The following is a 14,471-nucleotide window of genomic DNA, read 5'->3' on the forward strand; positions in this document are numbered from 1 at the left end:
CCAACGCCGCACGATATGGGATTGTTCCCGTGACATTTGGAAATGCATTGTCAGCCCATGACTTGTTTGAGCCGCATTGCATCGTTAGCGTCAGCGCAGAAATCTGATCCGGTGGATGTGTGACACAAACCACGCTTGACCTGTTTGCGGTGCGTGCCTTTTCAGTTGGGCTGATCCCGTCAAAAGACCTGACGCGCCAGCGTCGCTTTAGCTTTTCCCATGCGGGGCAGGATGTGTCAGCGACGATTGAGCCGCACCGATACTGTATGTGGAACCGCGACTACTTTGGTGCCTATATCGATTTGGATTGCGCACATCTGGGCGACGCGTTCCTGCAATCGCCGCCCCTAACCGATGACATCAAGCTGACCGAGGCCTGCATCTTTATCGATCAGCATGGCATGGCGTTGATGATCAAGCGTTTTTCAGTGGATGTGCCCGCGGCCGGATTGGAGCTTGCCGCGATCAACGACATCCATTTTTCCACCGGCCGCACCAGTCAGGATGACGCAGCATTCTACGATGCGGTCTTTGGGGACCGGGTGACGCGACAGGTGTTGAGCCGCACAGATGACCTTTGGCTGGACTATGTGTCACCCACGTCGGAGGGGCCGGATGACAGGACACATCGCGATGCCTTTTTCGACGATCTGCCTTGGCGCGCCTGCCATTTTGTCATGGGCGAGGCGGACGCCATTGAAATGCCGTCCGTCGATCACTTTGAGTACGCGATGCCTTTGCAGATGAACGTCTGGTGGCGTGGGCAGGTGTCGCGGGTCACCGACCAGAACGGGATTTATGCGTGGCGCGCCCCCATGCCGTCAGATGGACATACCCTGCGTGAGTGGACATCACGCCTCTACCCGTTTTCGTTGCCGATCATCCAAAAGGCCTCCGCTGATGCGGCGCGCACGAATGCGTTGAGTTACACGGCACGGTTTGTGTCGGGCTGGCAGCCCAATAAAACTGAGGTTTCGGCCCGGAACTACATGGCGCGGTACCGTTTGAAACAGTCACACTACCATCGGCTGCGATCCTTTTTGTCGTCCACTCAGAAAGTCGTGCATGACGTCAATCTAGAGTACTATCAGATCGAGAAAGAGGGGCAGGGACTCGACGGTGACTTCAGAACACTGAAGGCGGCGATCGACGCCAATATCGCGATCTCATCCGAACGGTTTGCACGTTCGGCGACAATTCTGGCGCTGGTGTTTACGGGATTGTCCTTTGTGACGACTGTGACGGCTGTCATTACGTTCTATCTGGACGACAAAATCGCCAACACGGGCTTCAAGCTGACGGCGTTGCTGGGCAGTGCGTCACTGGGTGTGCTGGCGGTGATCCTTTTGCTCTATATCGTGCGTCGGAAGTGACCGTTACGGGGTTAAGATCCCAATTTCTGTCAGGATCGGAGAAGACATGCCTCAAATACTGACAGCGCGTGAGCTCTTGGACCGCTTGGTGGCGTTTCCAACCGTCAGCCGCACCAGCAACCTTGGGATCGTCGACTTTATCGAAGAGTATTTGGAATCGCACGGGATCACCTGCCATCGCGATTATGATGAGACGGGCGAGAAGGCGAACCTGTTTTGTCACTTCGGCCCCGAGATCGAAGGCGGTGTTGTTCTGTCCGCCCATCTCGATGTCGTTCCGGTCGATGGGCAGGATTGGGCCAGCGACCCGTGGGTTGTCGAGGAACGCGATGGTCGGCTGTACGGGCGTGGCACGACCGACATGAAGGGGTTTGTCGCAACGGTTCTGGCGGCTGTACCCCAGATGGTTCATCTGAAACGTCCGATCCAGATCGCGCTATCCTATGACGAAGAGGTCGGCCTAATCGGCGCGCGTCCTTTGGTGGATGCGATGAAGGGCAAATTGCCCCGTGCAAACGCTGTTCTTGTGGGCGAACCCACAGGACTGCGCGTGGTCAGCGGACACAAATCCTGCGACGCGGTCGAGGTGCATGTCACCGGGCATGAGGTGCATTCATCCATTCACGATCAAGGCGTCAGCGCGGTCATGACCGCGGCTCGTCTGGTCGAGTGGTTGCGAAAGCGAAACGCGGAAAACCGGGCAGCCCCGGTTGATGAACGTAACGCCCTGTTTGATCCACCTTACACCACCCTGCATGTGGGTTTGATCCACGGTGGAACGGCGCATAACATCACCGCTAAGGACTGCTGGTTCTCGGTCGATATTCGAAATGTCTCGACTGATATGGATGGGAGACATTTCAATGATTTCAGCGTGTTCTGTGCTGAAGTCGATGCAGAGGTCAAAGCTGTTCATCCCGACGCTGGTGTCGAGGTGCGCGTCAATGCGCCGGGACCGGGGATGGCACCGGAACTGGACAGCCCGGCAGAGGAATTGGCGCGCCGGATCACCGGAGACAACGCGCGCCACGCGGTGTCTTACGGCACCGATGGAGGGTGGTTTCAAACGGGGGGCTATTCGACGGTGGTGTGCGGTCCCGGCGATATCGCGCTGGCGCATCAGCCAAACGAATACATCACGGTAGAACAGTTTGAAGCCGGGCAAGCTTTCCTGCACAAACTGATCAAACACTGTCAGGAGTGATCGACCATGCCCGTCAAGAACCGCTTTGCTGAATTGCTGCCTGACATCACGGCGTGGCGACGGGACCTGCATCAGCATCCTGAAATCCTGTTCGAGGTCCACCGTACGGCCGCGTTCGTCGCCGAGAAACTGCGCGCCTTTGGCTGTGACGAGGTGGTCGAGGGCATCGGGCGCACCGGTGTCGTTGGCGTGATCCATGGGCGCAGTAACGCGTCCGGACGCACCATTGGGCTGCGCGCGGATATGGACGCCTTGCCGATCCACGAAGAAACCGGCGTGGATTATGCGTCCAAGACACCCGGCGCGATGCATGCTTGCGGGCATGATGGACACACCGCGATGTTGCTGGGCGCGGCTCAATATCTGGCGGAGACCCGTAATTTCGACGGCACGGTCGTTGTGATCTTTCAGCCGGCCGAAGAAGGCGGTGGCGGCGGCAAGGAGATGGTTGATGATGGCATGCTCGACCGTTGGAACGTCGAAGAGGTGTATGGCATGCACAATTGGCCGGGGATTGCCCCGGGCGAATTCCAAATCCGGCCCGGCCCATTCTTTGCAGCCGCAGACCATTTTGAAATCAAGGTGACCGGGCAGGGCGGCCATGCCGCAAAACCCCATGAAACGATCGATACGACGCTTGTAGCCTCACACATCGTGGTGGCGCTGCAATCCATCGTTAGCCGGAACGTCGATCCGGTGCATCAGGCCGTGATTTCGGTGACATCGTTTGAGACATCGAGCCACGCCTATAACGTGATCCCACAGACGGTGCATATGCGCGGGACGGTTCGCACATTGGATGCAGCTGTTCAGGATCAGGTCGAGGCGCGGATGGATGCGGTCGCGCAATCGACGGCGGCGGCCTTTGGCGCAACTGCCGAGGTCGAGCATCGGCGCGGCTATCCGGTGATGGTGAATTCTGATGTGCAGACCGAGTTCGCCGCCGAGGTGGCGCGCAAGGTTGCAGGTGATTGTTCTGAGGCGCCGCTGATCATGGGAGGCGAGGACTTTGCCTATCTTCTGAACGCGCGGCCGGGGGCGTATATCCTTGTTGGCAACGGCGACAGCGCGGCGGTGCATCACCCGGAATACAATTTTAACGATGATATCATCCCGGCGGGCTGCTCATGGTGGGCCGAAATCGTGGAAAGCAGGCTTCCTGCGGCGTAAAGCTGGGTATAAGGGACCGGAATGGCGGTTTCCTCTCTGACCATATTGAAGGGATTTCATCCTCTGAAGGACGCGGTGTTCGCGTCACTTGCGCAGATTGCCCATGATGCGCATGGCTCGGATGCCATCTGGCTGCGGACGATTGGTTTGCGTGGTACAGAGTTTCCTGAAACCGCGGAGCGCGTAGACGTTGCGATGAAACGCGCTAAACGCCAGCCCAAGGGGCTCGGGCGCAGCATCAAACAGGGCCTCATCAAGCGGCAATACAATTGGGCGCGAGCGCATTTCGAGCAAAATGGCGGAATCGCTGTCTGCTGGAACGGTCTGACCGGGTCGCGGCGCGCCTACATGGAGGCCGCGCGGGATGCTGGGGCAGGCAGACTTTTTGCAGAATTGGCCCCGTTTCCTGGATATGTGACGCTGGATTCGACCGGTGTGAATGCCGAAAGCTCGGTTCCTCGGACGAAGGCGGGTCTGGGTGACGTGGGATTATCTGGTGCGCGGCGGGCCGAGATGGCCAAGGCCCTTGTCGCCCGTGCGGCGCGGACGGCGCGTGTGGATCAAACCCAACGCGATCTGCCGGATGAACCGTTCCTATTTTGTCCATTGCAGGTTCCCAATGACAGCCAGATTCAAGTGTTCGGTGGCTGGGTCGGCAGCGTTGAGGGCTTTGTCGGTGCCTTGGCCCAAGCCAGTCTGAAGTTGCCCGATGGATGGCATCTGCGGGTGAAAGAGCATCCATCATCCAAGGTTTCCATGGCCGGTCCGCTAGAGGCCGCCGTGTCCGTGGCAGGGGGGCGGCTGATCGTGGACAACGGCACGGATACCTTTGCACAAGTTCGCGCATCTCGGGGTGTGATCACCGTCAATTCCTCAATCGCGCTGGAGAGCTTTCTCTTGGGCAAGGCCGTGGTCGTCACGGGACAGGCCTATTTCGCCGAAGAAGGTTTGGTCACGCCTGCAGGGTCCCAGGCCCGCTTGAACGCGATTTGCGGTGACCCGGATGTCTTGGCGTTTGATGATGATCACCGTGCGGCCATTCTAGGCTATCTGCTGGATCGGTATTACGTGCCCGTAACTGGAAAAGGCGCATCCACACGCCTCGACAGGGATCGGACCTTGGAGAAACTCGCGCAGGCGGAGGCGTCGGATGTGGTGGTTTAAGCCCCGGGCGGTTTCAAAAATCCGGTTCGAACCGCCAAAGCCTCAGGCCAGGCGCGCGGGGCTCGCGATTGCATTTACGACGCAAAATGAAGCACGGCACATCGCAGAGTGGGCGAGGTTTCACCGCCTTGTCGGCGTCGAGCATTTTGTCGTCTATGACAACGGATCAACCGATGGGACCGTTGATGTCCTGCGCGAGGCTGTTGGCACAGAGCGGGTCACATTCATGCCTTGGCATCAAAAATTCTTTGATGCGCGACGCGATGCAGAATTCCACAACCAGGTCCTGTGCTTTGCCCATGCCGTGCGCAACTTTGGCGGGGCCTTCCGCTGGATGGCGTTTACAGATGTGGACGAATTTCTGGTGCCCAAACAAGGCAAGACCGTTCCAGAAGTGCTTGAACCCCTTGGTGATTTCGGCTGCCTTTCGGTACCTTGGGCGATGTTTGGGCGGGGAGGTCAGATGCAGCCTCCTGAGGACGGCGTGCTGCCAAATTACTTGATGCGCAACCGCGACCCCTTGGCGACGCCTCGCGCGCTCAGGTTTAAATGCATCATTGATGCGTGTCAGGTGACAGCCGTTCAGGTGCATGAATTTGAGGTGAACGGAAAATCCGAAGGGATCAACGAAGACGGCCTTTTGGCAAAGCACTCGGATCGGGCATCCGCAGAGTTCTTGCGGACCGATAAGCTTCAATTGAACCACTACTACACACGCTCGGATGCCGAACTGCGCGCCAAGATTGCGCGGGGATCGAACAAGATCGTTGACCCTGAGAAACACGCCGCGCGGGTCTGGCGCAGTGTTAACCTGATCGAACAGGATGTTGTCGAGGATCGCTGCGCGCTCGATCTGCTAGCGCGGCACGGCGTCGATCATTTGTAACAGCGCATCTCGGGTTTTTGTGGCGGACATTGGCGCAATCGGAGCGGGCCGCTGGGTTTTCCATTTGTCCTGTACCGCTCGGGCAAGATCCCTTGGGGAGGTCACTGTGTGCGGAACTTCAGCGAAAGCCGACAAGTGATGCGCCACGTCAGGGCCTGTCAGAACATGGCTGCCATAGCGTGCAGGTTCGAACGGGGTGTGGCCCCCAAGCGTGTCAAACGACCCGCCCAATAGGGTGACGGGGCATAGGGTATAGAACAGGGGCAGGTCCCCCATCGTATCAATCAGGTGAACTTGCGTGTCGCTGGACGGGACGTCGCCAGCGCTTTGGCGGGTCACCGGCAGATCAATCTTGTCCAAGACTTCGGCACTGCGATCCGGGTGACGGGGCGCGAGGCACAAGAGGGCGTCTGGATGGTCGGACAGGATCGATCTGTGTGCCCGCAAGATCCGCTCTTCGTCACCGGGATGTGTTGAGGCCGCGAGCCAGATTGGACGCTGTCGGATCGTGTTCCATTGGACCAGCAGATCGGGTGAAACAGCTTTGGTTGCGGTTCCAGCCTTGAGGTCTTCGGTCGCTGCGACCGGCAAGCCCATGGCCGTCAATTCACGTTCAACTTCGGGCGTAGATGCGGTGATGACGGAAAGCCTGGATAGGATTTCTGTCATTGATTTCGGTAACCTGTCGCGCGTCTTTGATGCGCGCGCGCCGATGAGGGTGGCAGGGATGCCGATCCGCGCGAGGCGGGCGATCATACGCGGTGGCACCTCAGACTCCACGAACACAGCGGCCTTGGGACGCCATGTGCGCAGAAAGGCGGTCGTCGCGGCGGGGGTGTCGATGGGTGTGAATTGGTGCAGCAATCCCTCCTCAGCGGCAATCGCCGCCGCAGTCGTGGTTTGCGTCGTGACCAGCGTCGGACCCAACGCAGGGAGCAGTGGGAGAACCGCGCGCAATTCGCCAACGCTTGCTGCCGAGACCCACACAAGGCCTTGCTGTGCAGGCACGCTGGCGATGCCAAAGCGTTCCCGCCGCCGCCCGCGCGGCAGGCCCTTTTGGCTGCGCACCAACAGGAATGGCGCGGCCAGAGCGGTCAGGCCATAATATGCGGCAAGTGCCGGGGTCATGCGAATGCCTGCGCGCTCAGCCGCCTGTGTGCGACATGTGGCGAGTCATCTGGCCGTCGGCCACCCCGCGCGAGTAATCGAAATCATGCCCGCGTGGTTTCAATCCAATCGCGGCACGAATGGCCTCTTCGAGAACGGCATCCTCAGGAGATGCGCGCAGCGGCGCACGCAGGTCTGATTTGCCTTCTTGACCAAGGCAGGTGAATATCTCGCCGGTACAGGTCACCCTGACCCGATTACAGCTTTCGCAGAAGTTATGCGTCAATGGTGTAATGAAACCAACGGTTTGCCCGGTTTCATTGATGCGTACATATCGGGCCGGGCCACCGGTTCGCTTGGAAAGGTCGGTTAACGAAAACCGCTCGGCCAACCGCGCACGCAGGTCGGACAGGGGCCAATATTGGTCCAGCCTGTCCTCATTTCCTAGGTCACCCATCGGCATCACCTCGATAAAGGTGATGTCCATCCCGCGGGTTTCGCAGAATTCGAGCATCGAGAACAATTCGTCCTCGTTGAAATCCTTGAGCGCGACGGCATTCAGTTTGACCTTCAGGCCTGCCTCTTGCGCCGCATCAAGGCCCCGCATGACCTGTTCCAGACGGCCCCAGCGTGTGATGGCGGCGAATTTGTCGGTGTCCAGCGTGTCGATCGACACGTTGATCCGTCGCACGCCAGCCTCAAAAAGCTGTCCTGCAAAGCGTTCGAGCTGCGATCCATTGGTTGTTACCGTCAGTTCGTCGAGCGCGCCTGAGGTGATGTGACGGCCCATATTCTGAAAGAACGTCATGATATCGCGACGCACCAGCGGCTCACCGCCGGTTATCCGCAGCTTGCGCACGCCCAATTTGATAAAAGATGACGCAAGTCGGTCCAGTTCCTCCAGGGTCAACAGCTCTTTCTTAGGAAGAAAGGTCATCTGTTCGGACATGCAGTACACACAGCGGAAATCGCAGCGGTCTGTCACGGACAGGCGCAAATAGGTGATTGCGCGGGCGAATGGATCAATCAGGGGTGCGGTCATGCAAGCATTGTTATGGATGCGCGGCTCCTGCGGCAAGTGTCTGCTGGTGCCGGATTTGCGGCTGGGTGCTCATTGCCCCGTGCAAAAAGCCGCACTAAGGTCTCAGACATGAAACGCGTTTTGATTTTATGCCTTCTGGCAGGTTGTGCCCAAATCCCTGCAACGGATGCTGTTGATGAAAGCGCCACTCAAGATCGGGCAGAGGCCTCGGTACAAAACGGCGACACGCCGACGCGACCACGACTGAGGCCCGATGCTGGTGATGCAGCTGCGGCCCAGCCTGCGCAAGATGCTGCCACCGAGGCCGAAGAGGGCGGGTCAGAACAAGCCTCTGCACCCATCGCAGGATCAGCAGCGCCCCGTCAGTCGGCTACAACTTTGGTGAGTTTGGGCGACGTGACCGAACCGGGCCTCTGGATCAAGACGCCATTGGTGGATGTGACGGGCCAAGGGCAGGCGCGCAGTGCGTCGACGGGCCGAACAGCAACCGTTACCTTGATTCCGATCCAAGGACCGCGCACCGCAGGTAGCCGGGCTTCATTGCAGGCGATGCAGGCCTTGGGCCTCAGCCTGACTGACATCGCAGAAGTCGAGGTCAGCGCCCTTTGACGTTGCCGCGCCTTTTAACGGTTGGTGACACCTGGGATGAGGTGACGCACGCGTTTTCTTGGCAAGTGCCAGCAGATTTTTCGATGCTTGAGGCGTGTCTTTCGCGCTGGAGCCGCGAGACGCCTGACGCATTGGCAGTTCGGGACATTCCTCGCGGAGAGGATTGGACCTTTGCAGGGCTGGCTGACGCTTCGGCGCGTTTCGCCTCAGTGCTGGGGGCGCGCGGTATTGGGCGAGGGGATCGCGTCGCCGTCTTGGCGCCGCAAGGTGTGGAAGTTCTGATCAGCCATTTCGCCTGTTATCGGCTGGGTGCGATTGCGGTGCCGATGTTTGCGTTATTCGGGGGCGAGGCCTTGTCCTATCGGTTGACGGATGCCGGTGTTGCCGCCGTGATTTGTGACCCTGCGCGGCGCGCGACTGTTGAAGATGTGCTGGCGACGAATGGGGTGATTGCTGCGGTTTGGGACACGTCCGACGCCAGCTTTTGGCATGAACTCGCGGTAGCCGCTCCCATGAAAGCATGTGCTGATATCGGGGCCGAAGATCCGGCGGTGATGATCTATACCTCTGGCACGACCGGACCGCCGAAGGGCGTGCTGCATGCGCACCGGTTCCTCTTGGGCCACTTGCCGAGCTTTGAGTTGCATCATCACGGTTTGAGCACCGACGATATCGGTTGGACACCAGCAGACTGGGCTTGGATCGGCGGTTTGATGGATATGGCCATGCCCTGTCTGTTCTACGGGTTGCCTGTTATTGCGCAGCGGTATGCCAAGTTTGATCCGGCAGCGGCGATGCAGTTGATCGCGGATCAGAAGGTGACGCGCCTGTTCCTGCCGCCGACAGCGATGAAGCTGATGCAGACCGTACCCGCGCCGGAGGGGATGCAGGTCCGGTCGGTCAGCTCAGGAGGAGAGGCGCTCACACCTGACATCCTGAATTGGGGGCAAGAGGCCCTCTCGGCACCAATCAACGAAATCTACGGTCAGACAGAGTGTAACTTGTCCGTCGTGTCGTCCGCCGATCTGGGCGTGCAGCGGGTCGGTTGGATGGGTCGCGCTGTTCCGGGGTTCCGCATCGAGGTGATGCAGGACGGAAAAGCTGTGCCCGACGGGACGGTTGGCGAGCTGTGCGTGCATCGCGATACGCCTTCGACCTTTTTGCGCTATTGGAACAAATCAGAGGCAACCGAGGTGAAATTTTGGGGCGATTGGCTGCGGACGGGTGACCTTGTGCGACGTGAAGGCGATTATTTTCAATATGTTGCGCGGGATGATGATCTGATTTCATCAGCGGGCTATCGCGTCGGACCGACCGAGATTGAGGCCTGCTTATGCGATGATCCAGCTGTGCAAATGGCCGCCGTTGTTGGCGTGCCGGACGCGATCAAAGGGCAGGCGATCCGGGCGTTTGTCACCGTTGCAGGCGCAGAGCCAGATGATCTGGAGGCACGATTGAAGGATCGCGTGCGCAGCCGGTTGTCACCACATCTGACCCCGCGTGAGGTGGTCGTGATTGAGGCCATGCCCCTGACAGCAACTGGTAAGGTCCTACGGCGGGAATTACGCGACAGGGCCGTCGACTAGGCGGTGACATACAAAGACCTAATCCGGCAGTTTGCGCGCGGCTTCTTTGCGGGCGAACGGCTTTAAGCACTCTCCGTGTTGCGCGAGAAAACTGCGCACGCGTTCCGGATCATGTTTTGACAATTCGCGCAGCCACCACGCAATCGCCTTTTGGATGAACCAATCGTGGTCTGGCACATAACCTGCTGCCCAGCCCAAGACCCTGTCCCGAATGGCCAGATCATCAGCGCTTGGGTGGTTTTGTTTCGTCCACGGCAAGGTGATGACCAGCGCTGCGCGCCGGGTCCACATGTGGTCGCTTTGGGTCCAAGGTTCGACCTGATCGACGCGGGTGGGGTCGGCCAAAAGGCGGCGATGCCCGGCCATGCACGCGTGATCTGCGACGGCCCAAGCGTCGAAGTCAGGCACCCAGCGGACAATCAGGTTCCACGCCTCCGTATCGTCGGGTTTGATCCGCGCCTGCGTCAGCAGTTTCGCGGCCATAATGCGGGCCTCGTGCCCGTTTGAGGCCCAGAGGCCATCGGCCAAAGTGAGCCTGTCAGCCAAAGTCAATGTCTGGCGCAATTCGCGGGCCTTGGCATCCAGAACGGGGTTCGCCACGCCCACATAGGGGCGGTCGACCTTGTGATAGGCGGCCATTTCAGCGGCCTTTTGCGGATTGCCTTGGGCCTGAAGCCAGTCGAGCGCGTCTTGTGGTGTCATATCAGCTATCTCGCAGGTTGGGTTGGTTTTGCCAATTCGGAACACAAGTGGTTTCGCGCGGGTTGCGATGCAGGTATGCCAAAGCAAACGAAGGGGCGGCTGATGCGCTGTGTGATTTTTGATCTGGATGGAACGCTGGCAGATACCAGCGGGGACCTGATCGCTGCTGCAAATGCCTGTTTCGAGGAGTTGGGGCTTGGGCCTCTTTTGGATGTGAAAACCGATGCGGCGACAGCTTTGCGTGGTGGGCGCGCGATGCTGCGGCTCGGATTCTCGCGGGTCGATGGTTATGGCGAAGCCGAGGTGGATGCCCAATATACCAAGCTGCTGGACCATTACGCCGAGGCGCTCGATCATCATACGGTCCTGTATCCCGGCGCAGTAGACGCGGTTGAGCAGTTGCGGACAGACGGTTTTGCCGTGGGAATTTGTACCAACAAACCAGAAGGTTTGGCCGAAAAGCTGATGCAAAGCCTTGGCGTGCGCGACATGTTTGGAAGCTTGATCGGGGCCGATACCTTGCCTGTGCGCAAACCCGATCCGGCACCCTTTGTGCGCTCTGTGGAAGCCGCCGGAGGGGTGGTTGAGCGGTCTCTGCTCGTTGGTGACAGCATGACTGATGAACGCACGGCGCGGGCGGCTGGGGTGCCATCTGTTTCGGTGTTGTTCGGACCTGACACGCAAGAGCGTGATGTTCTGGCTCCAGATGCATGGCTGAAACAGTTCAGCGACATGCCGACCTTGGCAGATCAATTGCTCAGCTAAGGACAATGGGACGGCGCGATCACGTCGTCTCTTGACCGGGCAGGCGCTTGCCGCCTAGCTGGCGCTATGAGCGAGATTTTTACCGGCAACTTCACACAACAGGAACCGATCCCCGAGGATGGGATCGCCGCCGCGATGGCGGTGCTCCAGCATGGGCGTTTGCATCGCTATAACGAGGCGGCGGATGAGGTCGCTGAAACCGCGCTGTTGGAAGAGGAATTCGCGGCCCAGATGGGCGCGAAATACTGCCTTGCCGTGGCGTCCGGCGGCTATGCCATGGCGACAGCCCTGCGCGCCTGCGGGGTGGGGCCGGGCGACAAGGTCCTGACCAACGCGTTCACGCTGGCCCCGGTTCCGGGGGCGATTGCGTCGGTTGGTGCCGAGCCAATCTTTGTCGGAGTGACCGAGGGGCTGGTGATTGATCTGGAAGACCTCGCGGCCAAAGCGGATCAAGCCAAGGTTCTGATGCTCAGCCACATGCGCGGGCATCTTTGCGACATGGATGCTTTGATGGCGCTGGCCGATCAGCATGGTCTGACGGTGATCGAGGATTGCGCGCATACGATGGGGGCTAAATGGAATGGCCGCTGGTCAGGGCGCGATGGCGTGATGGGGTGTTACTCCTGCCAGACCTACAAACATGTCAATTCGGGGGAAGGGGGTCTTTTGGTCAGTGACGACCCCGATCTGATGGCGCGGGCGGTGATGCTGTCGGGGTCCTACATGCTCTACGGCAAACATCGCGCCGCTCCGCCGCCAGAGGCGTTTGAGCACGTGCGCTATGTCACGCCGAATATTTCGGGCCGGATGGATAACCTGCGCGCCGCGATTTTGCGCCCGCAGCTGCGAGATTTGGGTGCCCAATGCGCGCGCTGGAACGAACGCTATTGGGTGCTGGACAAAGCGTTGAACCAATGCCCCGGTCTCACGCGGATCGACAGGCCACAGAAAGAGGAATTCGTGGCCTCGTCATACCAGTTCTTGCTGTTGGATTGGTCAGACGATGCCATCAAAGACGTGATTGACGGGTGTCTGAAACGGGGTGTCGAGCTCAAGTGGTTTGGCAACCCTGAACCCGTTGCCTTTACCTCGACTTATGCATCGTGGCGCTATGCGCCATCAGAGCCGATGCCCGACAGCGACCGCATCCTGCACGGCGTCATGGATATGCGCCTGCCATTGACCTTCAGCCTTGAGGATTGCGCGCAGATTGCCCGCATCATCAAGGACGAAGTGACCCGCGTTTTCCAGAAACACGGGTCCTAAACCGCAGATTAGAAGACAAAATCGTCGATGTTGAGCGTATCGGCGATGACGTTTTCTAGCGTGATGGTGATTGACAGGTTCGGGTCTGCTTCTGCCAAGGCACCGCCCGTTGCCGTTAACGTCAGGACGGTATTATCGCTGACCTGTGTTGCGGTGATGGTGACCGTATTGCTGCCCGAGTGACCGAGGTTTCCACCGGAGCCGAGAAGCGCGTTGCCGCCCTTGGGCCCGGTATTGGCAAGATAAAGTTGAACAAAATCAATGTTCTCGACAAAGACGCTGAGATCGATCTGATCTGCGCCATTTCCGAAATCTTCTATGACGTCGGTGTCGATCTCGACATCGAATATGAACTGGTCGTCACCAGAGCCGCCGATAAGCCGATCAAGGCCCTCGCCGCCACGTAGGATGTCATTTTGTGCTCCGCCATCCAGTGTATCGTTGCCAGCCTTGCCGTCGAGCACGTCGTTTCCGCCTTGGCCATCGAACCGATCCGAGTTGGCTCCGCCGAATAGTGTGTCAAAGCCATTGCTGCCGCTGATGGAACCGGAAACCACCCCGCCAGCTACGGCTGTGTAGGTATTGGTGCCTGCGCCAAGATTAAGATTGCCGAGGATATGGCCCGAATTCACTACGTCATCGTCTGCTGAGCCCGCAGACACATTGCCAAGGATTTCGCCGGTGTTCACAAGTGTGTTGTTGAATGATCCAAGATCCACGTTGCCGTTGATCGTGCCAGAGTTCTGGACGAGGTCAATACCGCTTCCTGTGTCGACATCCCCGTTGATGGTACCTGTATTTGTGACCGTATCTTCACCGCCACGGGTCAACACATCTCCAAAAATGTCACCGGAATTGTGGAATTCATCTCCGAAGTTGCTCAGCGTTAGTTCACCGAACAGTTCACCTGAGTTTGCGAAATCAGAGGCACCGCCAAGGATAATCAACCCGCTGATCTGCCCGGTATTTTGGAAGGTGAATATCGATGAACCTCCCCCAGCGAGGTTGATCGCGGTGCCGGACCCGGCCGTGATTGTGCCGTGGTTGATGATTGCTGCGTCAAGGGCTGTCGCAGTGATGATGTTGGTATTTCCAAGCGTTTCGACTGTACCGGAATTGGTGAAAGAGAAGTCGGTCTGCGCTCCTAACGAAGCTACAAGCGCCTGCGAGTTGGTCGACATGCCCGTCAACGTGCCCGAGTTGTTGAAGCCAACGCGATCAAAGCTTGACGTAAAAAGGAATGCCTCCCCAACCGTCACATTGCCTTGGTTCGCCACGTCTAACTCGCTGACTACGCTAGCGTTGCCGGTCATAACAAACGCGTCACCCGCAATCAGTGACGTTGATGTCGCTGCAAACGTAAAGAAGATGTCGGTATTGCCGGTGGCGTTAAAGAAATCATCGGCAAGGTCGTCGCCCAGATACATGTCACCGGCGAAATAGACCTCCATCGTGCCGAAATCCGCAAAATCGAAACCGTCCGACACCCGAAATTCCGTGCCTGCGGTGACGAAAACCTCGTCCCCGCTGTCAATGTCATAGGTTGTGGTTTGGTCTGTGGTTACGAATTCAAGTGCCATGGGAACTCCTTAAAGGA

At 58.7% G+C, this 14,471-nt stretch carries 13 protein-coding genes; 9 read left to right on the forward strand and 4 right to left on the reverse strand.

The annotated features are described in order from the left end of the window. Nucleotides 1–119 precede the first annotated feature (119 nt). The 5 genes from FE702_RS01755 to FE702_RS01775 are packed head-to-tail and all read left to right on the forward strand — an operon-like array spanning nucleotide 120 to nucleotide 5,797. Nucleotides 120–1,373, forward strand: coding sequence for a hypothetical protein (locus FE702_RS01755; RefSeq protein WP_147124502.1), 1,254 nt, complete (start codon nucleotides 120–122; stop codon nucleotides 1,371–1,373). Between the two features lie 46 nt (nucleotides 1,374–1,419). Further along, the gene (argE, locus tag FE702_RS01760) at nucleotides 1,420–2,577 is read left to right on the forward strand and encodes an acetylornithine deacetylase (protein WP_147124503.1); all 1,158 of its coding nucleotides are present in this window, start codon (nucleotides 1,420–1,422) and stop codon (nucleotides 2,575–2,577) included. 6 nt (nucleotides 2,578–2,583) lie between these two features. Beyond that, nucleotides 2,584–3,747 (forward strand): M20 aminoacylase family protein, encoded by a 1,164-nt coding sequence (locus tag FE702_RS01765; protein WP_147124504.1) that lies wholly within the window; start codon nucleotides 2,584–2,586, stop codon nucleotides 3,745–3,747. A gap of 21 nt (nucleotides 3,748–3,768) precedes the next feature. Then, on the forward strand, nucleotides 3,769–4,911 hold the full coding sequence (locus FE702_RS01770) for a capsular polysaccharide export protein, LipB/KpsS family (protein WP_147124505.1): 1,143 nt from the start codon (nucleotides 3,769–3,771) through the stop codon (nucleotides 4,909–4,911). Further along, a complete protein-coding gene (locus FE702_RS01775) occupies nucleotides 4,898–5,797 on the forward strand; it encodes a glycosyltransferase family 92 protein (protein WP_147124506.1) in 900 nt (299 codons plus the stop codon). Before FE702_RS01770 ends, FE702_RS01775 begins: the two co-directional genes overlap by 14 nt. On the opposite strand, the gene FE702_RS01780 is transcribed toward FE702_RS01775, so the two are convergent. Beyond that, entirely contained in the window at nucleotides 5,768–6,925 is a 1,158-nt protein-coding gene (locus FE702_RS01780; protein WP_147124507.1) for a 3-deoxy-D-manno-octulosonic acid transferase, read from the reverse strand. The two genes, FE702_RS01775 and FE702_RS01780, sit on opposite strands and share 30 nt — an antisense overlap. Before the next feature lie 16 nt (nucleotides 6,926–6,941). Next, nucleotides 6,942–7,946 carry a GTP 3',8-cyclase MoaA gene (gene moaA / locus FE702_RS01785; RefSeq protein ID WP_147124508.1) on the reverse strand — a complete coding sequence of 335 codons (1,005 nt, stop codon included), beginning with the start codon at nucleotides 7,944–7,946 and terminating at the stop codon, nucleotides 6,942–6,944. Between the two features lie 108 nt (nucleotides 7,947–8,054). On the opposite strand from moaA, the gene FE702_RS01790 reads away from it, so the two are divergent. Both FE702_RS01790 and FE702_RS01795 read left to right on the forward strand, forming a co-directional pair. Next, nucleotides 8,055–8,555 carry a hypothetical protein gene (locus FE702_RS01790; RefSeq protein ID WP_147124509.1) on the forward strand — a complete coding sequence of 167 codons (501 nt, stop codon included), beginning with the start codon at nucleotides 8,055–8,057 and terminating at the stop codon, nucleotides 8,553–8,555. Continuing rightward, on the forward strand, nucleotides 8,552–10,141 hold the full coding sequence (locus FE702_RS01795; RefSeq protein ID WP_255449551.1) for an AMP-binding protein: 1,590 nt from the start codon (nucleotides 8,552–8,554) through the stop codon (nucleotides 10,139–10,141). Before FE702_RS01790 ends, FE702_RS01795 begins: the two co-directional genes overlap by 4 nt. Nucleotides 10,142–10,159: 18 nt before the next feature. On the opposite strand, the gene FE702_RS01800 is transcribed toward FE702_RS01795, so the two are convergent. Beyond that, nucleotides 10,160–10,843, reverse strand: a complete 684-nt coding sequence (locus FE702_RS01800; RefSeq protein ID WP_147124510.1) for a DNA alkylation repair protein — start codon at nucleotides 10,841–10,843, stop codon at nucleotides 10,160–10,162. Nucleotides 10,844–10,945: 102 nt separating this feature from the next. Between FE702_RS01800 and FE702_RS01805 the strand changes: the two genes are divergently transcribed. Together FE702_RS01805 and FE702_RS01810 are read left to right on the forward strand one after the other, a co-directional pair. After that, nucleotides 10,946–11,608, forward strand: coding sequence for an HAD-IA family hydrolase (locus tag FE702_RS01805; RefSeq protein WP_147124511.1), 663 nt, complete (start codon nucleotides 10,946–10,948; stop codon nucleotides 11,606–11,608). Between the two features lie 66 nt (nucleotides 11,609–11,674). Next, nucleotides 11,675–12,874, forward strand: a complete 1,200-nt coding sequence (locus FE702_RS01810) for a DegT/DnrJ/EryC1/StrS family aminotransferase (protein ID WP_147124512.1) — start codon at nucleotides 11,675–11,677, stop codon at nucleotides 12,872–12,874. A gap of 8 nt (nucleotides 12,875–12,882) precedes the next feature. Here FE702_RS01810 and FE702_RS01815 read toward each other — a convergent pair whose 3' ends face one another. Then, nucleotides 12,883–14,454, reverse strand: a complete 1,572-nt coding sequence (locus tag FE702_RS01815) for a calcium-binding protein (protein ID WP_147124513.1) — start codon at nucleotides 14,452–14,454, stop codon at nucleotides 12,883–12,885. Nucleotides 14,455–14,471 lie beyond the last annotated feature (17 nt).

It is taken from the genome of Shimia ponticola (genome assembly GCF_007995215.1).
Taxonomy (GTDB): domain Bacteria; phylum Pseudomonadota; class Alphaproteobacteria; order Rhodobacterales; family Rhodobacteraceae; genus Shimia_B; species Shimia_B ponticola.